Below are 19,546 nucleotides of genomic sequence, written 5' to 3'. Positions count from 1 at the left end.
GAGAATTGGATTGACCGGCTCAAGACTACAGGAAACGACTCCACGCAACCGTGATCACCCACAGTGTGAACTGACGAGCAGCTATGTCGCGATTGTCTAAAGGCCACATCACCTGCGATTCAGTGCCCGCAACGTAATCGCCAGGCCCACCATCGTCCACACCGCGAGCACCACGAGATCCCGACCCTGCCAGGCGTAGGTGCCCGATGCCAATCCCGTGCGCAACAGATCGGCCGCGGGGCGTACCGGAAGCCAATCATGGGCGGTTCGGAACCACTGTGGTAACTGGGAGGCGGGGAAGGTGACCGGGGAAAACAGCAGAACGAAGAAGACCAGCACCTGGGTGACCACCTGTGCTGTCATGGGGCGCAGACTCACCGCGATTGCATACCCCACCGACGCCGCCATGATCGCCACCAGAAGCGACGCGGCGATGAGCAGCGGCCAGTTGATCTTCAGGGGCAGGTCAAAGCGCAGCAAACCGACCCCAACGGCGACCGCCACCCCGGGCAACGCAACGGCCATCCACATGGTCAGATCGGTGGCCAGAAGTATCGGACGTGGCACAGGAAGAGTGCGCATGGCCATTGGTGCGGGCTTGCGCCACGGTCTGGGGCACCATGACGAACCCGACGGTCATGAGCAGCACCGTCGGGGTGCCGGTGACCATGAACAGTGCGATGGCGGGCTGGGAATCGATGTGAGGGATGATCAGCCCGAAACCGATGATGATCCCGGCCGCCATGAGGCTCTGAACCACGATGACTAAGGGAAGCATGGGGCCCAGGGAGAGCAGGTTCCACCGCAGCATGACGCGGTAGATAGTCCAGATGCCAGTGTGGGCGGCTGTCGGTGTGCTGGAATCCACCGGAGTGATAGATGTGCTAGTCATGCTGCGTTCTCCTTCTCACGCTCACCTGTGGTGCCTTCCTCACCTTCCGGGGCGCCGGTAAGAGCCAGGTAGGTGTCTTCAAGGGCGACGGGGGTGATGGCGTAGGTCTCGATCGTTCCGATCTCACGTTGCCCGGTGGCCCACTCAGCACAGGAGGCGGCATCCTTGGATGCAATGGTGATCAGGATCCGGCGTCCGGCGTGGACGACACGCATCGGCTGGGTGGGCAGCGGCGTTGCTGCAGCATCGTCAAGTGGGGACCTGGCACCGGGAGGCAGGTTCAATTCCAGGCGTAAGCCCTCGGAGTTCCCGCGCAGGTGGGCAGGTGATCCACTGGCGACGACGCGGCCACGATCGAGGATGACGAGCTCATCAAGCACCTGCTCCGCCTCGACGACATTGTGAGTGACCAACAGGACCCCGGACCCGGCGTCGGCCCGGCGTCGTACGGCATCCCACAGCAACCTGCGCCGGGAGGCATCGACGTCGTTGGTCGGTTCGTCGAGGATAAGCAGCGGCGTAGGCGCGACCGCCGCCATCGCAAAGCCGACGAGCCTGCGGATCCCTCCGGACAGGCCACCACCTTCGGGCAGGGCACGACGCATCAGCCACGGACCATAGTCAAGCTCCTCGGCCATGGCCAACGATGCGGCACGGGCGTCGTGGGCGGAAAGCCCTCGCAGGCGAGCAGCGATCTCCACGGCATCACGCGGGGTGAGCCCATCGATCGGGGACTGGGCCTGGGGCTGGATGGCGACCAAACGCCGGGCCGCAGCGGGGTGGGCGACGGCGTCGATAGCTCCGACGCGGATCTGGCCCGCGTCGGGCCGCAACAGTCCGACCACCTGGGAGACCAGCGTGGTTTTGCCCGCACCGTTGTGACCCAGCAGACCCACAACAGTGCCGGGTTCTACGGTCAGATCGACAGAATCGTTGGCCACGACGACACCGAAGCGGCGGGTCAGGCCAGTGATACGAAGGCTGGCGGCAGTCACGGAACTCCTTTCGCATACCCACGGTATTTGCATACTGAGAGTATGCGAGTTTCACGCCGAGGTCAACACCATCATTGCCCGTACGATCGAGGGGTGACCATTCTCCCTGATCCGATCAGCCGTCGCGACCGCCAGCGACAGACTCGCGAGGCGATCATCTTCACTGCCCGAGCCTCCTTTGCGCGCGACGGCTATCACGGCGCCAAACTGGAGGAGATCGCCCGCACGGCAGGGTTCTCGAAAGGCGCGGTCTACTCGAATTTCGCGAACAAGGCCGAACTGTTTCTAGCCGTCATGGACATGAACATTGAGCACTCCTTCGCACAGGGCGGCTGGGATCTGTTCAAATCTCATCCCACGGATCTGACGGCTGACGACGATGCAACCACCGTCATTCGCGGATTTGGGCTGGCCACCTTGGAGTTCGTGGCGCTGGCAGCCCGGGATGAAGCTCTGCACGCCGAGGTAGCACGGCGCATCGACATGCTCCCGGTCATCTATGGCGCAGTGGTCGAGGGCACACGCAAGGCACAGGCAGAGCGCAGCGAGGAAGAAGTGGCCGACGAATTGAGCGATGAGCACCTCGGCGCGCTCCTGGCTGCACTGGACCAAGGAGCGGCCACATTAGCCCTGGCCGGGAGCAAGGCGCTCAATCCGGAGCTTCTCCGGATTGGAATGATGCGACTGTTGTGCCCCGCCCAGAGCTCTGCTGCCGAGCCATCCAGCCTGCCGGACGATGTGATGCTTCATCCGGCGATCCGGGAACGGCTGATCGCAGCCGAGAGGGCCTGGCACAACCAGAAGGGCAGGGAAGAGGACTATCACGGCCATCATGATTCCTAGCCAGCAGATACTGAGGCGCGATTGTTGGGTCCCTTCGGCGGTTCAGTCCCAACTACCCGACCCCGGGAACCACAACGCGATGCGCCCACCAACCATGGCAAGGCCGCACCAACAGCTGCAGTGACCGCTGCCGCGACGACCCCGGAACCTGACGCGCTGCGCAAGCGCGGAGTTCTCCCGTCCTAGTCGCCAGTGCCCATGCGTAGTAAATTTGAGAACCCTAGCCTGGCCTTTGAAAAGCGTGGCTTCTCGCCTGTCTCGGGGTGCCTGCGAGCGTAGCGAACGCCCATATAAGTCATCAATGACCGATCCTCGGCGTGTGATGCGCGCAATGGGAAGACTCAAACCTTTCTAGTGGCGTGGCGTTGAGATGGGTTTACGTGTGCGGTCGATTTTGGTGAGAATTTCGTCTGAGTTTTGGTCCAGACGAACAGGTGTGTCCGGTTGTTCCAGCTGTTGATGAATTCGCGGATCTTGTCGATCAACTCGCGAACCGAGACGAAGGGACCGCGTCGGATGGCCTGACGTTCGATGATGCCGAACCAGACCTCGACCAGGTTCAACCATAACCCCAACGTTGCGGTGAAGTGAAGCTTGATGCGCGGGTTTGCTGTAAGCCAGTCACGGACCTCGATGCGCTTGTGCGCGGTGTAGTTGTCTATCACCAGGTGTAATTCCTGTTTTGGGTAGGCACGAGCCACATTTATGGAAGTAAACGCCCTTAGAGAACCGATGCGTTACGACTCTGTCAAGGGCTTGAATTTTCGATCAGATCCTGGAGGTCGCCTCACGGATAGCAGGGGTTCTTCATAGCCGAAAGATCTCCCTACTCACACCCATTAAACGAACACCCCACACCCCCGGAAGCAGTGGCAGAAAACATTCAACGCTACGATCACCAGCCTCAGAGCAAGAATCGAACACTGCATCACCCAACTCAAAAAATGGAAAATCCTCAAAACCGGCTACCGAGGACCACTCCACGAACTCCCCAACATCATCCAAACGATCATAAAACTAGAACTCTACAGACTCAACTGGTAACTCCTCGTGAACAACCCCCTTATTCACAGCCATCCTCAAGTGCGCTCTGAGTAGGGGTTTCATTGGTCGGCGCGTCGCCTGCAGATTAGCCTCTGTGAATGAGTCTCAATATGCGCCTAGGCAACCAGTGATGAAAGTAATGCCGTCTGGGTGTTCAGGACGGCTTTCGAGGCTGAGCTCAAGCCAGGGCGCCAGCGCGGAGCCCGCGAATCGTGGGATGGGCGAGTCAGTCCTTCGCGATGAGGTAGAAGATAGTGTCGCCGATCCGGGCGTTGGCGACCTCGTAGGGTTCCACCCGCGTGGGTCGGGCGGGCGGCTGCAAATCTATCAGGGCGGCCCGCTCGTCCGGGGCGAAGCGGCCGAGTGGGCGTAGGTGACCCAGGGGTACAGCAACGAAGCGCCGATGGCCCACCGTCTGCGACGATCTCACCGTTGAACCGGGTAGCAGTCCTCCAGTTGGCGAAGGTCTGAACAGCTGGTACATTCTTTTCAGATATTGCATCTATGCGAGTGAGGGTTTGTCTCATGTCCACGACGCTGACTGCTGACAAGGTTTCTGCTGCCGAGCTGGCTCAAACGGAAGAGTTTGCTCAGGGTTTGCCTCAGGGTTCGCCGCTCGCGGTCATGCTCGAAGGTCTGCTTGATGCGGTGCGGCGCGGTGCGGACGTGACGCTGCTCGCCTCCGACAAGGAACTGACCCCCAATCAGGCGGCCCAACTGTTGCAGGTAAGCCGCCCACATCTGGTGAAGATCATGGATCGGGGTCTGTTGGCCTACCGCTTGGTCGGGTCGAACCGGCGCATCGCGATGACCGACCTGCGCGACTACATCGAACGCCACGAACGCGCGAACGCCCATGTCAACCGGCTCCTGGGGACGCGTGCCCACGCACAGGTTCAGGCAATGGACGAAGCGGCTCCACTGACCGACGAAGACCTAGCTGCCCTGAATACGTTGATCGCGGAGTGACTCGATCAGGGCCGCGGCCGCCTGAGCTATGGGCTTGCGACGCTCGCATTCAGGACAAAGCGGCAGGTCAGCGCTCTCGTCTCGTGTCGGGACGAACCACAGTCCGCACACAGCTCGAGTTGCTGCTCCTATCACTAAAGCCTCGCTGAGGTAATGGCAACCGACATAGTGTAGATGGCTCAGGGGAGTACAGGGCGGATCCGGATCAATCTCACCGCCGGAGATCTCTACCGCAGCCAGAAGCTGAAACAGCTTGGCTTGAGAAACGCTGACCCACAGTTCTAGCTCACCGTTCTGCGTGTACGTGGAGTCGATCATGCTGATGTCGGGTTGGAGCACGGGCAAGACCAGCTGAACGAAGCTGTCACAGGAACTGCCCAGCCGTAGCTGAAGTGTGACGAGCGACGAGTCCGTTTCGGGTGCTCCGGTGGGAGCGTCATGCTCCAAGGTGATGGACAAGTTCAGGTGGGTGTTGCGGTCATAACTGGGAAAGGAGAAGGTGTCCTTCCCCGTGTTCACAGCTTCAGCCAGCACCTGACAGAAGAAGGCAATTGTCTCCCTCTGCCAGACGGAGAGTCTGTTGGCTTCGGCTTCGCGGTCGCGCAGCTTGTACTCCGCAGCTGTTGGCATCCAATGGTCCAGGTTCTTGAGCACGTCGCAGACTTGGGCATGGAACTTGTCATGGGGCGCCGCCCACACCAGCCACGGGTCACCGTGCTCGTCAAGAACGGCAGCACCTCGCCACGCCGCTCCCGTCCTTGAGCGAACCTCAAATACCGCCCGACCGAGCTGCTTTGATGCCTCTTGGTGCCGGTCCGGGAGCCCCTCAGCGAATCGTCGCGCCGCGTCGGCGATCAGAGAATGCTCAATGGCATCAATACGCACCTGGGACCATTCCCGGTTCTCGATAGCCTGCAGAGCACTGGGTTTGGGAAAGGACTCCCGAGGGAGGAGTTGGAGAAACCGTAGCGTTGGCCGGGGCGGACGCCGCCCAGAGAGGTCAGTCATGATGCCCGGGGTTCGGCTGGTGGGGCACCCAACCCGAGGAAGCGTTCGACGAAGGCACTCAGCCTGGCAATCACCCGCCGTTTCGTTTCGTCGTGGCCGCCGCTCGGAGCATAGCGGGAGACCGGCGGCAAGATCTTGGTGATGGCCGTCCCGGTGGCGCGCAACTCGCCGTTGCGGAAGGCGTTTTGGACGAACGCTCGGGCAGCTTCCGGTTTGAGGTTCTCGTCTGCGATGATCCCGGCGAGCTCGGCCTCGCGCTTGGCCTCGATGAAGGCCACCCATTCGTCGTCGATGTGCCCGTGAACAGACACCGAGTCGACGAAGGCCTCAATGAGGTCCCTCTTGTTGCGCAGCGTCGGGCTGGCATTGACCGCCCGGGTGATCTCGGAGCGGATCTCCTTGTCGTCGCCGTCGCCGTGTTCGTCCCGGTACTTCTGCACCAGCATGAGGATGTAATCGACGTTGATCTCCACCTGTTTGATGAGTTCGATCTCGAAGACCACGTCGTCGTTGATGACTTCCTTCTCGGCGTCCTGGGTTTGACGGAACTGGGCGTAGAGGTCGAGGTAGATGCTGCGGTAGTCCTGCTCCTGGCGTTCGTTGAGGATCTCGTTCCCGGCGAAGTCATCGAATGCGGAGAGGATGTTCTGCAGCCGCAGGATTGCGCCGAACAGCGCGATGAAGGCCTTCTGTGCTGCCTCTCCGATAATCGGCTGCCCGAGCGGGAAGGTCTCCAGCAACTCGGTGACCTTGTCGGCGTATTCACGGTAGTAGTCCTGGTAGGGCTTGAGCAGGACGACGCCGCGGGCCTCCCGGTTGCCGAACAGTTCCAGCGCGGCGTTGGTCTCGTCCTCCAGGTTGCGGAAGGCGACGATATTGCCGTAGGTCTTCACCGAGTTCAGGATCCGGTTGGTGCGGGAATAGGCCTGGATGAGGCCGTGGGCGCGCAGGTTCTTATCGACGAAAAGGGTGTTGAGGGTGGTGGCGTCGAAGCCGGTAAGGAACATGTTGACGACGATGACCAGGTCGATTTCCCGGTTCTTGATCCGCTGGGAGAGATCCTTGTAGTAGTTCTGGAACTTCTCGGCGCTGGTGTCGTAGCTGGTGCCAAACAGGTTGTTGTAATCCTGGATCGCGTCCTCCAGGAAGCTGCGGGCGTCGGCGGGCAGCTCGTCGGTGTCGAAGGCCTCGTCGTCGATGATCCCGTCGCTGGCAGCCTCGTTGGCTCCGTAGGAGTAGATTAGGCCGATCTTCAGCCTGCGGTCGGGCGGTAGGTCTTCTTGCAGCAGCGCAAAGTGGTTGTAGTAGACCCGGGCGGCCTCAATGGATGCGGTTGCGAACAGCGCATTGAAACCATGCACCCGGCGACGGCCCCGAAGTGCTTCGGCGCGGCGAGAGGTGCGGCTGGATTCGGCCACATTGGTGACGACCAAGTGGTCGTAACTGGAAGCGCGTTTCGTTTTCTGGTCGAAATGCTCAAGCACATAGGAGACGATCTTGCCGATGCGTTCCGGGTCGAGCAGCGCCCGCTCGGTGTCGATAGCCGACACCTGCTTGTCGATGACGCTGCCCACCTGCACGGTGCTGACGTAGTCGATGCGGAACGGCAACACGTTCTTGTCGGTGATGGCGTCCACGATCGTGTAGGTGTGGAGCTTCTCCCCAAAGGCCTGTTCGGTAGTTTTCAGCCGGGGGTTCCCGCCGCTGGCCGCGTTGACCGCGAAGATCGGTGTGCCCGTGAAACCAAACAAGTTGTACCGCTTGAACGCCTTGGTGATCGCGGTGTGCATGTCCCCGAACTGGGAGCGGTGGCATTCGTCGAAGATGATGACAACGTGCTGACGGTAGACGTCGTGGCTGGGGTTGGCCTTGATGAAGGTGGAGAGTTTCTGGATCGTCGTGATGATGATCGTGGCGTCCCGGCTTTCCAGCTGGTGTTTGAGCACCGCGGTGGAGGTATTGGAATTGGCCGCGCCCTTCTGGAAACGGTCGTATTCGCGCATGGTCTGGTAGTCCAGGTCCTTGCGGTCCACCACGAAAAGCACCTTGTCAACGCTGTCTATCTGGGTGGCGAGTTGGGCGGCCTTGAAACTGGTTAGGGTCTTGCCCGAGCCGGTGGTGTGCCAGACGTAGCCGCCGGCGTCGATAGTGCCGAGTTTCTTGTAATTGGTGGCGATCTCGATGCGCTGCAGCATCTTTTCGGCGGCGACGATCTGGTAGGGACGCATCACCAGCAGCATCTTGTCGACGGTGAGGACGCAGTACCGGGTGAGGATGTTGAGCAGCGTGTGCCGGGCGAAGAAGGTTTTGGCGAACGCGATCAGGTCACGGATCGGCTGGTTCCTGGCGTCCGCCCACCACGAGGTGAACTCGAATGAATTGGAGGTTTTGCGTCTGCGGCTGGCCTGCTGCCCTTCCTTCAGGTGTTGGCTGCGGGTGGTGTTGGAATAGTATTTGGTGAGGGTGCCGTTGGAGATGACGAACAGCTGAACGTACTCAAACAGGCCGCTGCCCGCCCAGAAGCTGTCTCGCTGGTACCGGTCGATCTGGTTGAACGCCTCACGGATGTCCACGCCCCGGCGCTTGAGTTCGATATGGACCAGCGGCAGCCCGTTGACGAGGATCGTCACGTCGTACCGGTTGGAATACCTGGCGCCTCCCTCGCCTTGGCCGATCTCGTACTGGTTGATGACCTGGAGCCGGTTGTTGTGGATGCGCCGACGGTCGATCAGCAGCACATTCTTGGTGGTGCCGTCGTCCCGGCGAAGCAGCTGCACGTTGTCCTCGTGGATGCGCACCGTTTTTTCGGTGATGCCGTCGTTCTTCCCGGCAATGCAGGTGGTGAAGAACCGGCCCCATTCGGCGTCCGAGAACTGAAAGCCGTTCAACAGTTCCAGCTGGGTCCTCAGGTTGCCGATCAGGTCGGCCTCCGAACGGATCGGCAGATACTCATAGGCCTGTGACTGCAGCACCCGGATGAGTTCGGCCTCCAGGGCCGCCTCTGACTGATAGGCGGTCTCCTCGTGCGGGTCAGGGATGTACTCTGCGACGACCGTGGACTCCATCGAGACCGCAATCGGGTCATAGGAGACGACCGTGGGCTGGGTGTGGTCGTTCGGTTTCATCGCGCGGCTCACAGGGTGTCGAAGAAGTCTTCGTCCAGACAGACAAGGCTGGGGATCATCGTTTCTCCTCAAAAGTCAGCAGCCGATCCCGGTAATATTCATACTGCTTCCGCCGAGCCGCCAGCTCCGCCGGAAGACCAATGCTGAGATCGTTCACCAGGGAGTCGAACTTGTCCAGGATTGAGACGATACGACGTTGTTCTTGCAAAGGAGGAATAGGCACAGTGAGAGTCTTCACCGTATCGGAGTTTAGGTTCGAAACAGCACCTCCGGAACCAGCTCGACGCGCAAACTCTTCTTGTATTGGTTGAGAGCGAAGTAGGTGATAAAGAAAATCTGGAATGAACGATTTATCGAAGTTGCTAATCACAAGCCATCCGTCATGGACGCATCCTTCGATCTTCATGATAAAAGGTCGGCCGAAGCTCATCGAGTTAGAAAGAACGAAGTCCCCAGGAGAGACGCGTCTAGATTTAGCCGCGCCTGCTTCGGTGATTCGCTCAGTCGTAGTAGCGATGTATTTGTCCGCTGCTGCGACATCTCCGATTTTGATCCATGGTACCCCGCTCTTATCTGAGGTGAGAAACTTCCGGATCGGTCGAGGTGAAGCGCCGCGAACAATTAAAGCTACTTCGCCGAGGGGGAGCCTCGGTAGTGTGGCTTCTTCACTGAAAGTCAACAGGTGATCTCGGTAATACTCGTATTGGCGGCGGCGAGCTTCCAGCTCCGCTTCCAGCTCCGCTTCCAGCTGGGTGAACTTATCCAGCACTCTCACGATCTCCCGCTGTACCTCAAGCGGTGGGATGGGGATAGGATAATTTTTGAAGCCGGTCATGTCGACAGAGGCGAAGCTGGATGTAGTTGTATTTGCTCTGCACCAATTGTCGAGGATGAAGGCGTAGTGATAGAGAAACTTGATGTCTACTTGGTCTGTCCACTTGTGTTTGACCGAGAGGGATGTGAATCTCTGGTTGGAGAGATGCGGTACCGTGATTAGCGCATGTTCGCCGATGGTTGCCGAAGTGGCTACGAGTAGCGAGTTGGGTGGGAAGAGCTTTCCGCTCTTTACTCCTGATTCGCTGATCTGTTGAACGGAGTGGTTGAGCACCCTGCCGTTTGTTCGAATGTCCTCCATACGAAACCAAGGGACTGTTCCATTTTCCCAGAATGATGAATTAGATTTCGAGGGCGTGTATCCGTTCTTGAGGTCGAAAAGATCTTCAATCTTGATGAATTCGATCCCATTCGGGCACAGGTCTGCGATCAGCTTGTCGATGTGGCTCATTTCTTGCCTTCGATCTGACGGGAACCCTCGGTGCGAACCTGTCGGAATCTCCGACAGGTTGCAGCCTCGTCCAACTCTGCCTCGTCGTAAATGTTCCGGAGGTGCTCGACGATGTTGGTGCGGGAGGTCTGGAACAGCTCGGCGATCTGCTGCTGGCTGAGCCAGACGGTCTCTTCCTCCAGGCGCACCTCAAGCGCGGGGGCACCGTCGTCACGCTGGTAGAGGATCACCTCGCCGGCTGCTCCCCCGGTCACGACGGCTCTCCCTCCAGGTCGGCGACGATGGCGTCGATCTCGGTACGCAACTCGGCCTGGCGGGCAACGATGCGGGCGATCTCGGCATTGAGGGCCTGGATGTCCACGGCCTCGCGGGTGTCCTCCTTCTCGACATAGGAGGACACCGAGATGTTGTAGTCGTTGGCCGCGAGATCTTCGTTGGTCACGAGCTTGGCGACGTGGTCCACGTCGATGCGAGCGGTGAAGGTCTCCAAGATGTGATCCTGGTGCTGCCGCAACAGCTTGTTCTTGTTCCCGACCCGGCTGAACTCACCCGAGGCGTCAATGAACAGCACCGTGTTCTCGGGCTTCGATTTCTTCAGCACGATGATGCAGGTGGCGATGGTGGTGCCGAAGAACAGATCCGGCGGCAACTGGATCACGGCGTCCACGTAGTTGTTGTCGATGAGGTATTTGCGGATCTTGCGTTCCGCGCCCCCGCGATACAGCACGCCGGGGAACTCGACGATCGCCGCGGTGCCGTTGACGCTCAGCCACGACAGGATGTGCATGGTGAATGCCAGGTCCGCCTTCGACTTCGGCGCCAGCACCCCGGCGGGGGCGAACCGTTCGTCGTTGATGAGCAGCGGATTGTCGTTTCCCTCCCACTTCGTCGAATAGGGAGGATTCGACACGATCGCCTCGAACGGCTCATCGTCCCAATGCCTGGGGTCGGTCAGGGTATCGCCGTGCTCAATGCTGAAGTGCTCGTAGTTGATGTCGTGCAGGAACATGTTGATCCGCGCCAGGTTGTACGTGGTCAGGTTGATCTCCTGCCCGTAGAAACCGTTGCGAACTCGGTCTGGCCCGAGAACCTTGGCGAATTTCAGCAGCAGCGACCCCGACCCGCAGGCCGGGTCGTAGACCTTGTTCACCTCGGTCTTGCCGACCACCGTCAGCCGGGCCAGCAGCTCCGAGACCTCCTGCGGGGTGTAATATTCCCCACCGGACTTGCCAGCCTGTGAGGCATACATGCCCATGAGGTATTCGTAGGCGTCCCCGAAAAGGTCGATCGAATGGTCCTCGAAATTGCCCAGTGGCAGATCGCCGATCGCGTTCAGGAGCTTGACGAGTTTCCCGTTGCGCTTGTGTACCGTCGGGCCAAGCTTGGAGCTATTGACGTCAAGGTCGTCGAACAGACCCTTCAACGCTCCCTCGGCCGGCGTGCTGACCGCCGACCCCTCGATGTTGCGGAATACCCGCTCCAGGGTTTCGTTTAGCTTTTCATCCCGGGGCGCCCGCTCGCGGACATTGGTGAACAGCTCTGAGGGGAAGATGAAGAACCCCTTCTCTGCCACGAGGCCCGCACGAATGCCGCAGGCCCGGTGATCGGACTCTTCGGCATAGTCGTACTGGGAATTCCCGGCCTCGTGCTCGCCCTGGTTTATATAGGCGGTGAGGTTCTCTGAAATGAACCGGTAGAACAGCATGCCCAGGACGTAGGCCTTGAAATCCCAGCCGTCCACCGAGCCGCGCAGGTCGTTGGCGATCCGCCAGATGGTCTTGTGCAACTCGGCCCGCTGGGCCTCTTTGGTGGTCGGTGCCATCGTATGTCTCCTACGCCAACGGCGCGCTCAATGCTGTTCTCAGCAGGTGTGCTCATACCGTACTAGAAACCCACTGACGAAACCGGCAGAGGCCATGCCCGACGACCAGGACTGTTTGCGGTAGGCCGCGCCTCCCGGCGCTGGGGTGCCGTGCCCGAGTTCCTCGCCGACCCTCTCAATGCTGAACACCGTACCTCGAAGGTGCGCCTGGTCGAGCCACTTCCAGAAGCCGGGCGCGATGTCAAAGGCGGAGTAGCGGTTCTTCGCCTCAATGAGGACGTTGGCGTCTACAAGGTACATCACGCTGGTCCTGCTCTCTTCGCCAGCCCATCAAAGGTCGAATGCAATGCTTAATGGTCCCGCGCAACCGGTAGGCATCCCGGTATGTCGTCCGTCCCTCTAGGGTCGAGGAGATCACAGCTCGCGTGAAGGAATGCCCAAGACGTCGCAGTTGGGTGTGGTAGTAGTTCCCGCCCCCGCCGCAATTCTTCTGGGAATCCATGCATTCCATGACACGCTGGCGCTCGACCTCGCTCGTATCAGGCCTTGTACTCATCCCACATGAGGTACCCGGCATCCCAGAGTCTGGCGAGCACGACGAGGGTGCTGGCTTTGTAGCGGGACGCCAAACGGTCCAACTGGTCTTCATCACAGCCCCTGCCCATTCCGACTGGAGCGAGTCGCGAGGTACTAAAACCTCCGCGGCGCCCTGGTTGCACCAGCGCTCCTCTCTTTCGTCCCCTGCGCGGCGCCCGCAGCCGCGTCGGAGAGCGGGGTCACCCCCCGGAGTCGAGGGCGTCGTCACGGTACCAATCTGGCGCCTCTGACACAGATAGATCGTCTCCAGCAGATCGGCGGACTGTTCGCGGACTCCGGCGTCGCGAATGGTCCGCATGTCCGGGATGGGGATGTCCTCAACCGGCGACTGGGACAGGAAGAGTATCCCGAAGGGTGTGTAGGTGGCAGCAGCGATGCTTGAAAGCGGGGCGTGCAGTCCCCTCGACCCCGAGGTCAATGTAGACACGCTCACCTGAGCCACGAACATCGACAAGGTCCGGACCTGGCCCTTGAATCTTCGGGCCAAGGTTTCGACCCTTGTGCGTTGAGTGCCCCCGATGGGATTCGAACCCATACTTGAGCGGGTTTAAGCCGCTTGCCTCTACCGTTGGGCTACGGGGGCCAAACACCACAGCGCCTGACCATCACCAAAATTACCTGAAAGCATGCCCCTTTCCTGCGACTACCGATGCCGCCACCGCATCCAGAATGTCCGATTCGCAAGCCTGCAGCGGGAGACAAACCCGCTTGGCCACCTCGCCGACGATCAACGCCCCGCCACTGAGAACTTTCGCACGTTCTGGGGGCACCGGCCCCAGCTTCTCGATCTCACTTACCGGCAGCGCCAGCAACTGGTCGCTGATCTCCTTGATCTCCTCGCAGGTAATCTCCGCACGATGCACCTTGTCACGATCGTAAGCGTGCAGCCGCTTCACCAAAGCCGTGATCGTGGTGACGGTACCGGCAACCCCGACGAAGGTACCCACCCCATCGAGGAAATCCACCCCGTCGAGCAACCGGTTAACCTCCGCGCGCGCGGCATCGACCTGCTCGATGACCGGCGGATCATCATGCAGATACCGCTCCCGGATCCGGCGAGACCCGACATCCAACGACGCCGAGGAAATCACCTCACCCCCAGCACGTCCCAGCACCAACTCCGTCGATCCGCCCCCAGAATCCATCACCAGCACCGGCGAGGCATCGATCCGCGCTCCGCATACTGCCCCGGCGAATGACAACGCGGCCTCCTCGGTCCCCGACACCACCTCGGCGCCGGAACCCAGCCGCTGGCGCACGGCATCGAAGAGATCTGCCCTGTTCTCAGCATCCCGGGCCGCCGAAGTCGCCACCATCCGGACCCGGGACACCTTGCGAGAACGCATCACCGCCACGTACTCATCCAGGATCGCCATCGCGCGGGCGATCGCCTCCGGATCGAACCTCCCCGTGGTATCCACCCCCTGGCCCAGCCCGGCAAAGGCGACAGTGCGTACCAATTCGTGCAGCGTGCCGTCGTCACCCACCTCGGCGACATACAGCCGAAAGGTGTTGGTGCCAGCATCCAGCGCCGCGATACGCTCAGTCATCGGATTCCTCCTCGGTCCAGAACTCACCCAGCATCCCCAGCGCCTCGTCGCCGATCGGATTCACCCCCGGGCCGACCGCCAAGGAGTGGGCCACCAGGGCATGCAGGCACTTCACCCGGGTGGGCATACCGCCGGCGCTGACTCCCTCAATCTCCGGCACCTCCTCACCCAGCTGGGCGGCCAACTCCCGGCGATCCGCCAGATAGGCCTCATGGGCCCGGCGATAGGCATCGGCCAATTCAGGATCGGTGGCCAGCCGGGCCGTCATCTCCGCCATGACCCCCGTCGCCTCCAGCCGAGACACCGCACGGATCACGTGCTGGCAGGTCATGTAGTAGCTCGTCGGGAACGGGGTCCCATTGGGAAGCCGGGGCATCGTTGCCAATACCCCGGGCCTCCCACATGGGCATCGCCACGCGACGCCAACCACACCACGCATCTCTCGTCCGAGTTGCTCGGCGGCCGCCGCCGCATCCGAGGCGGTGAAGGGTTCGCAACGCATGAGGGCCATTGTGTCATGATCCCGCACACTGCCCGGGCACCAAGACCCCCGCACGGGCTCCTCGGCAACGAAGCCCGGAGCGGTTACAGCCTCAGCCTGCGAACACCGAATCGGGCTGGTCGGGTACAACCTGCCCCTTGCCATCAAGCAGCGGCCCATCATCGCCATCGGGAAGCACCATGCCCTCGGTGGAACAAGCGTAGGGCTCGTGCTGCGATTTCGGGTCAATGAACATCGGATTGACGATCCACTTGCCGTCCTCGTTGAAATACGCCTCGCACATCAACTCGGTCTTGTTGCGGTTGATCACCAGCCGCAGCTGGGTTGCATCCGACATGAAGGAGACATCGGTGGTGGAATCACCTGCGGCGAAAACGGCACGGCTGGTCTCTGGGGCGATCTCGAAAGCCTTGGCCGATTCGATGCCGAAGACCTCCTCATTCACCCGGCAGCGTTTGCCCTCGATGTAGGGCATGGCAGCCTCATCCCCGCCGCAGGAGGCCAGCTTCGGGGTCAGTTTCCCCTCGGCATCGGACGTAGTCATCACACCCATCACCTTGTCGGAACTCAACCCCAAGGGTTCACCCCAGACCTCGGCGACCGGCTCGGCCGATGCGGAGATGATCCGCACATCAAAACCGTTGGCTTTCAGGGTCTCGATGAGGTCGGTGATCTGCTCGTAGTAGCGCACCCATCCAGTAACCTCGGTGGTTCCGATCATCTGCTCGGTGCCCTGTTTGGCAGTGGTGTTCTGCTCGCGGGCAGCGGTGGCAAACTGCTTCACCTCATCGACGCTCCAACCGGACAGCAACTGGGCGGCCAAGGCGTACTGGGGCTCGATACGCCGGGCATTGAAATCATCGAAGGCATCCTCGTCGGCGGTCGTCTCGCCCTCGGAGTAGATCGACAAGATCTCGTCGGCACATGCCGCCCCGGTCTGGGAAGCGGTGTCCATCGGCTGGCCCTCCTCACCCAAGGCGTCACAGGCAGCAGAGAGGGCTTTCACTGCCGCATCGGTGAACCATGGCGAAACATTGCGCCAATTCTTCCCCGCAGGCTGACGCACCTTGCCGTTCGCAAGCATCCAGAAAGTCTGAGCATCCCCTATGTCGTTTTTGACGACGGTGTTGTCCCAGTCGAACAGGGCGACGGGAGCCCCGCCGGACACATTACCCGGCCCACCACAAGAACCGCTGGTGGCGATCATCGCATCAATGCGTTGCCGGTTCTCCCCGTACCATTCCAAAGAGGCATTCAAGGCGTGGCACGACGACGCCGACGCCTCGGACGAGGAGCCAGCGGAGGGCGAGGCTGCGGGCTGCGATGACCCACAGGCTGCCATCGTCAACGAGACGAGGGCGATAGGAAGGGACAAAATGGCTGAGCGCTTGTACATGGGTGATCCTCACGGTACGGAGCGGAACAATGCCCAGATCGTACCGATGTGAGGCTACTCTCCGCGGGAAAATAGTGAACTGTCCGCAGCATCACCGCGGAGGTTCGCCGCTCGTCGTGCTGGGAACGGTGGACGGTACAGATGACCCGGTCCCGGGCTCGGGATCATCGGCGGTTATAACAGATCCCCACATGGTGTCCCACCAGGCGTTGTCCTCCCTGTCCGGCAGATTCCTGCCATTGATCCCAGCCCCACCACCATAGGGCTGGCCATCAGGGCCGACAACACGGAAACCTGTTTCCCCAGGGAGCACCCAGCCGAGACGCTCCCTGGCCTGGGTTTTGACGTATTCGGGATCATTCCACCGGTCAATCTCCTCCTCCAAGGAAGCGATGGATTCCCGGTGATCCTCGATTTCCTGTTTGGTCTGGGCAATCTGACGCTGCTGGTGAATATAGGCATTCAGCGTTCCGCCGTAGAGCAACAACAACAGAGCCGCTGCCACGGCCACTACCAGCAACCGCTGAGTCCGTTGAATACGGAACCTGGGTTTCGGCGGCGAATCCACCGACGTCGCCTCCACCTCCGGACGATGCCGGGTGGTCGACTGGATGCTGGTGCGTCGGGATGTACGCGACGTCGGACTGCCCGAGCGTCCACTGTTCGCAGGCCCGGCACTCCCGCGCCGTCCCGACGATGCCCTCGGCCCTCGACCGCCTCGCGAATCAGCCATATTCACCTCCCCAGACCCAATCATGGGACACGAAAGGGTCGCCAGGTGCGCCAAGCACCCGGCGACCCTTTCGAGTTCAGTTGATCAGGCCCACTTCGCGGTGTCAAACCGCGGGAAGGCCGAAACCCCGGCGTAGACGGCAGTCTCACCCAACTCCTGCTCAATGCGGATGAGCTGGTTATACTTGGCAACCCGCTCTCCACGAGCCGGAGCACCCGACTTGATCTGGCCGCAACTCAAGGCCACGGAAAGATCAGCGATGGTGGTGTCCTCGGTCTCACCGGAACGGTGCGACATCATGGAACGGTAGCCATTGCGGTGGGCCAAGTTGACCGCATCAATGGTCTCGGTCAATGAACCGATCTGATTCACCTTAACCAACAGGGCATTTGCAGAACCTGCGTCGATGCCGCGCTGCAGACGCTCGACATTGGTGACAAAGAAGTCGTCGCCAACCAGCTGGACCTTGCCTCCCAGCTTCTCGGTAATGACCTTCCAGCCGTCCCAGTCCTCCTCATTCAGCGGGTCCTCAATGGACACCAGCGGGTAGTCGTTCACGAGTTGCTCGTAATACTTGATCATCTCGGCAGAAGACAACTGCTTGCCCTCGAATGCGTACTTACCGTCGGAGAAGAACTCCGATGCGGCCACGTCGAGGGCCAAGGCGACGTCCTTGCCCGGCTTGTAGCCGGCAGCCTTGATGGCCTCCTCAATCAGGTCGAGGGCCTCACGGTTGGAGTCCAGCGACGGTGCGAAACCGCCCTCGTCACCAAGACCGGTGGCCAGGCCGCGATCCTTGAGCACCTTCTTCAGCGCGTGGTAAACCTCGGCACCGACACGCAGGGCCTCGGCAAAGGTCTCCGCACCGATCGGGGCGATCATGAACTCCTGGATATCGACGTTGGAGTCGGCGTGTGCGCCGCCGTTGAGGATGTTCATCATCGGAACCGGCAGCAGGTTGGCGGTGGGCCCGCCGATGTACTTGTAGAGCGGCAGCTCGGCAGATTCGGCGGCGGCCCGGGCCACGGCCAAGGAAACCCCGAGAATCGCATTGGCACCCAGCTTGCCCTTGTTGGCGGTACCGTCGAGAGCGATCATCGCCTCGTCCAGACCGCGCTGGTCGGTGGCGTCGAATTCGAGCACCTCATGGAAGATGGCCTCGTTGACGTTCTCGACTGCCTGGAGAACGCCCTTGCCCCCGAAGCGTCCGGCCTCGCCGTCACGCAGTTCGACGGCCTCGAAGGCGCCGGTGGAGGCACCAGAGGGAACACCTGCGACAGCGTACGAGCCGTCGTCCAGAACAGCTTCGACCTCGACGGTGGGGTTGCCGCGGGAATCCAGGATTTCGCGTGCCTCGATGTATTCGATGAATGCCACGGGTAATGCCCTTTCGTTGTGGAGGGTGTGGATCAGATCCAGCATTAAGTCTATCCGCGCGCACCGTACCCCGATACCCCCGAACGAGTCGGTTGCCGCTCGGGGATGACGGTTTCAGCCGTTGCCGGACCGGGAGCTCTCGGCCGCCCTCGCTCTGGCCTCCAGATCGCGCACCGCGGCACGCAGTGCCTGATCGGCATCCACTCCGCTGGCATGGGCACGCTGCACCAGTTCCAGCAGCTGACACCCAGCTTGCTCGGCATCAATCGGTTCGTCGGCGAGTTCCAAACCCAACCCGGTGCTGCGCACCCGCGCGGTCACCTTCACGGCCCGGGCCAGGGTGGGCAAGCTGCGCGGAATCCCCTCTAGCACGGAGTCCCGGCGTTTTTCGGCCTGTTTGACCTGCTCCCAGGTTCCCTCCAGATCCGTCGGATCGGCCTGGTCGGCAAACACCCAAGGATGCCGCCGCACGAGCTTGTCCGAGATGCCCCGTGCGACGTCCTCCACGTCGAATCTGTTCTGGGTAGCAGCGATTTCGGCATGAAAATAGACCTGCAGCAGCAGATCGCCCAGCTCCTCGACGAGATCAACATCATTAACGGTGGAATCATCGTCACCAGGAGCAGGATCCGGGCCCTCGATGGCGTCGATGACCTCCGCAGATTCCTCCACGAGGTATTTCACCAGGGAATGATGAGTTTGTTCAGCATCCCATGGACACTCGGCGCGCAGCCGGTGCATGATCCTGGTGAGTCGCAGCAGCTGGGAGGATTCTTGGTCGGCTCCGGTCATCCCTTGGCCTTAGCCAACTCGGAAAGCGAGCCTGAGCCGTCTGCCTTCATCTCCTTGGCATCCCACGTGCCGTAGCTCGGGTTCAGCGTGATCTCTGCGGGTGCGCCGAAATAGGACGTTCTCGCGTTCTGGGCTAGCAGGTTGTGCCTGACAAGTCCGAGCAGGCCGACGGCACAGTCCTCATTGTCGAGCAGGTGCTCTTGGTGGGCTGCGGAAACCGCAGCGAGCAGTTCCTCCTGGGTCGGCACGCCCGGACCGCTCACCTCGTGGGAAGCCAGGAAATCAACGGCAGATTCGCCGTCGGCCAATTGGTCACCCATCCCGGCTGCTTCAACGGAATACTGGGCCGAACGCTCGGAAAGCACGGCGATCTGGATCGAATCAGCACGCAGCATCCTAGGAGTCACCTGCTGCTGGGCCATGCCTGAGTCATTGATCGCAGCAGAACATCCCTCGGCGATGGCCGACACCCGGGACTGCGGCACCTTCACTCCGTTGACAACCGCCGCAGTAACACCGGTCGGAGCACAACCGGCGAGCAGCGCCGCCGCACCCATCAGGGCAAGACCTTTGACGAACCTCGGCATTGTTCCTCCGATCCAACGACCGCCGGGTA

At 61.0% G+C, this 19,546-nt stretch carries 20 protein-coding genes, 1 tRNA gene and 1 pseudogene; 3 read left to right on the top strand and 19 right to left on the bottom strand.

The window, feature by feature from the left end; all coding sequences use genetic code 11:
- Window positions 1–108: 108 nt before the first annotated feature.
- The 3 genes from HMPREF1531_RS13920 to HMPREF1531_RS07595 are packed head-to-tail and all read right to left on the bottom strand — an operon-like array spanning window position 109 to window position 1,887.
- Entirely contained in the window at window positions 109–567 is a 459-nt protein-coding gene (locus tag HMPREF1531_RS13920; protein ID WP_198011016.1) for an ABC transporter permease, read from the bottom strand.
- Complete coding sequence (locus tag HMPREF1531_RS13915) at window positions 467–892, bottom strand: hypothetical protein (RefSeq protein WP_016669354.1); 426 nt, start codon at window positions 890–892, stop codon at window positions 467–469. The genes HMPREF1531_RS13920 and HMPREF1531_RS13915 overlap by 101 nt, the downstream gene beginning before the upstream one ends.
- Entirely contained in the window at window positions 889–1,887 is a 999-nt protein-coding gene (locus tag HMPREF1531_RS07595) for an ABC transporter ATP-binding protein (protein ID WP_016669353.1), read from the bottom strand. Before HMPREF1531_RS07595 ends, HMPREF1531_RS13915 begins: the two co-directional genes overlap by 4 nt.
- Before the next feature lie 93 nt (window positions 1,888–1,980).
- Here HMPREF1531_RS07595 and HMPREF1531_RS07590 point away from each other — a divergent pair, with 93 nt between their 5' ends.
- Window positions 1,981–2,730, top strand: a complete 750-nt coding sequence (locus tag HMPREF1531_RS07590; protein ID WP_016669352.1) for a TetR/AcrR family transcriptional regulator — start codon at window positions 1,981–1,983, stop codon at window positions 2,728–2,730.
- Window positions 2,731–3,071: 341 nt separating this feature from the next.
- Here the strand turns inward: HMPREF1531_RS07590 and HMPREF1531_RS07585 are convergent, their stop codons facing one another.
- A complete protein-coding gene (locus HMPREF1531_RS07585) occupies window positions 3,072–3,431 on the bottom strand; it encodes a transposase (protein ID WP_198011015.1) in 360 nt (119 codons plus the stop codon).
- 175 nt (window positions 3,432–3,606) lie between these two features.
- On the opposite strand from HMPREF1531_RS07585, the pseudogene HMPREF1531_RS14425 reads away from it, so the two are divergent.
- Window positions 3,607–3,774: pseudogene (locus tag HMPREF1531_RS14425) on the top strand (transposase family protein); the annotation flags it as partial.
- A 226-nt stretch (window positions 3,775–4,000) separates the two neighbouring features.
- Here HMPREF1531_RS14425 and HMPREF1531_RS07580 read toward each other — a convergent pair.
- The gene (locus HMPREF1531_RS07580; RefSeq protein WP_036897502.1) at window positions 4,001–4,204 is read right to left on the bottom strand and encodes a hypothetical protein; all 204 of its coding nucleotides are present in this window, start codon (window positions 4,202–4,204) and stop codon (window positions 4,001–4,003) included.
- A gap of 95 nt (window positions 4,205–4,299) precedes the next feature.
- On the opposite strand from HMPREF1531_RS07580, the gene HMPREF1531_RS07575 reads away from it, so the two are divergent.
- Window positions 4,300–4,743, top strand: coding sequence for a helix-turn-helix domain-containing protein (locus tag HMPREF1531_RS07575; protein WP_016669348.1), 444 nt, complete (start codon window positions 4,300–4,302; stop codon window positions 4,741–4,743).
- Here the strand turns inward: HMPREF1531_RS07575 and HMPREF1531_RS07570 are convergent.
- The 14 genes from HMPREF1531_RS07570 to HMPREF1531_RS07505 form a co-directional block, all read right to left on the bottom strand.
- Window positions 4,711–5,628 carry a DUF3039 domain-containing protein gene (locus tag HMPREF1531_RS07570; RefSeq protein WP_198011014.1) on the bottom strand — a complete coding sequence of 306 codons (918 nt, stop codon included), beginning with the start codon at window positions 5,626–5,628 and terminating at the stop codon, window positions 4,711–4,713. The two genes, HMPREF1531_RS07575 and HMPREF1531_RS07570, sit on opposite strands and share 33 nt — an antisense overlap.
- A gap of 119 nt (window positions 5,629–5,747) precedes the next feature.
- Window positions 5,748–8,876 carry a type I restriction endonuclease subunit R gene (locus tag HMPREF1531_RS07565; RefSeq protein ID WP_016669346.1) on the bottom strand — a complete coding sequence of 1,043 codons (3,129 nt, stop codon included), beginning with the start codon at window positions 8,874–8,876 and terminating at the stop codon, window positions 5,748–5,750.
- A gap of 55 nt (window positions 8,877–8,931) precedes the next feature.
- Window positions 8,932–10,161: a restriction endonuclease subunit S gene (locus HMPREF1531_RS07560; protein WP_016669345.1), complete on the bottom strand. Its 1,230-nt coding sequence runs from the start codon at window positions 10,159–10,161 to the stop codon at window positions 8,932–8,934.
- Window positions 10,158–10,415: a hypothetical protein gene (locus HMPREF1531_RS07555; protein WP_016669344.1), complete on the bottom strand. Its 258-nt coding sequence runs from the start codon at window positions 10,413–10,415 to the stop codon at window positions 10,158–10,160. Before HMPREF1531_RS07555 ends, HMPREF1531_RS07560 begins: the two co-directional genes overlap by 4 nt.
- Complete coding sequence (locus HMPREF1531_RS07550; protein ID WP_016669343.1) at window positions 10,412–11,983, bottom strand: type I restriction-modification system subunit M; 1,572 nt, start codon at window positions 11,981–11,983, stop codon at window positions 10,412–10,414. Before HMPREF1531_RS07550 ends, HMPREF1531_RS07555 begins: the two co-directional genes overlap by 4 nt.
- A gap of 39 nt (window positions 11,984–12,022) precedes the next feature.
- On the bottom strand, window positions 12,023–12,283 hold the full coding sequence (locus HMPREF1531_RS07545; RefSeq protein ID WP_016669342.1) for a DUF4411 family protein: 261 nt from the start codon (window positions 12,281–12,283) through the stop codon (window positions 12,023–12,025).
- 807 nt (window positions 12,284–13,090) lie between these two features.
- Window positions 13,091–13,163 (bottom strand) — tRNA-Leu (locus tag HMPREF1531_RS07540).
- Window positions 13,164–13,194: 31 nt separating this feature from the next.
- A complete protein-coding gene (locus HMPREF1531_RS07535) occupies window positions 13,195–14,130 on the bottom strand; it encodes a Ppx/GppA phosphatase family protein (RefSeq protein WP_016669340.1) in 936 nt (311 codons plus the stop codon).
- The gene (locus HMPREF1531_RS07530) at window positions 14,123–14,641 is read right to left on the bottom strand and encodes a DUF501 domain-containing protein (protein WP_016669339.1); all 519 of its coding nucleotides are present in this window, start codon (window positions 14,639–14,641) and stop codon (window positions 14,123–14,125) included. The genes HMPREF1531_RS07535 and HMPREF1531_RS07530 overlap by 8 nt, the downstream gene beginning before the upstream one ends.
- An 82-nt stretch (window positions 14,642–14,723) precedes the next feature.
- A complete protein-coding gene (locus tag HMPREF1531_RS07525) occupies window positions 14,724–16,028 on the bottom strand; it encodes a haloacid dehalogenase-like hydrolase (protein WP_016669338.1) in 1,305 nt (434 codons plus the stop codon).
- 91 nt (window positions 16,029–16,119) lie between these two features.
- On the bottom strand, window positions 16,120–16,761 hold the full coding sequence (locus HMPREF1531_RS12920; RefSeq protein WP_198011012.1) for an FtsB family cell division protein: 642 nt from the start codon (window positions 16,759–16,761) through the stop codon (window positions 16,120–16,122).
- Window positions 16,762–16,845: 84 nt separating this feature from the next.
- Complete coding sequence (eno, locus tag HMPREF1531_RS07515; protein WP_036898701.1) at window positions 16,846–18,138, bottom strand: phosphopyruvate hydratase; 1,293 nt, start codon at window positions 18,136–18,138, stop codon at window positions 16,846–16,848.
- A gap of 114 nt (window positions 18,139–18,252) precedes the next feature.
- Entirely contained in the window at window positions 18,253–18,930 is a 678-nt protein-coding gene (locus tag HMPREF1531_RS07510) for a MazG family protein (RefSeq protein ID WP_016669335.1), read from the bottom strand.
- Window positions 18,927–19,517 (bottom strand): hypothetical protein, encoded by a 591-nt coding sequence (locus tag HMPREF1531_RS07505; protein WP_016669334.1) that lies wholly within the window; start codon window positions 19,515–19,517, stop codon window positions 18,927–18,929. Before HMPREF1531_RS07505 ends, HMPREF1531_RS07510 begins: the two co-directional genes overlap by 4 nt.
- Window positions 19,518–19,546 lie beyond the last annotated feature (29 nt).

Origin of the sequence: Propionibacterium sp. oral taxon 192 str. F0372 (assembly GCF_000413315.1) — a bacterium.
Taxonomy (GTDB): domain Bacteria; phylum Actinomycetota; class Actinomycetes; order Propionibacteriales; family Propionibacteriaceae; genus Brooklawnia.
This window is presented reverse-complemented; position numbering and strand designations above follow the sequence as displayed.

Coding starts and splice junctions, on each gene's coding strand:
- HMPREF1531_RS13915 (WP_016669354.1), bottom strand. CDS start 892: ATGACTAGCACATCTATCACTCCGGTGGATTCCAGCACACCGACAGCC.
- HMPREF1531_RS07575 (WP_016669348.1), top strand. CDS start 4,300: ATGTCCACGACGCTGACTGCTGACAAGGTTTCTGCTGCCGAGCTGGCT.
- HMPREF1531_RS07565 (WP_016669346.1), bottom strand. CDS start 8,876: ATGAAACCGAACGACCACACCCAGCCCACGGTCGTCTCCTATGACCCG.
- HMPREF1531_RS07560 (WP_016669345.1), bottom strand. CDS start 10,161: ATGAGCCACATCGACAAGCTGATCGCAGACCTGTGCCCGAATGGGATC.
- HMPREF1531_RS07550 (WP_016669343.1), bottom strand. CDS start 11,983: ATGGCACCGACCACCAAAGAGGCCCAGCGGGCCGAGTTGCACAAGACC.
- HMPREF1531_RS07545 (WP_016669342.1), bottom strand. CDS start 12,283: ATGTACCTTGTAGACGCCAACGTCCTCATTGAGGCGAAGAACCGCTAC.
- HMPREF1531_RS07535 (WP_016669340.1), bottom strand. CDS start 14,130: ATGACTGAGCGTATCGCGGCGCTGGATGCTGGCACCAACACCTTTCGG.
- HMPREF1531_RS07530 (WP_016669339.1), bottom strand. CDS start 14,641: ATGGCCCTCATGCGTTGCGAACCCTTCACCGCCTCGGATGCGGCGGCG.
- HMPREF1531_RS07525 (WP_016669338.1), bottom strand. CDS start 16,028: ATGTACAAGCGCTCAGCCATTTTGTCCCTTCCTATCGCCCTCGTCTCG.
- HMPREF1531_RS12920 (WP_198011012.1), bottom strand. CDS start 16,761: ATGGCTGATTCGCGAGGCGGTCGAGGGCCGAGGGCATCGTCGGGACGG.
- HMPREF1531_RS07510 (WP_016669335.1), bottom strand. CDS start 18,930: ATGACCGGAGCCGACCAAGAATCCTCCCAGCTGCTGCGACTCACCAGG.
- HMPREF1531_RS07505 (WP_016669334.1), bottom strand. CDS start 19,517: ATGCCGAGGTTCGTCAAAGGTCTTGCCCTGATGGGTGCGGCGGCGCTG.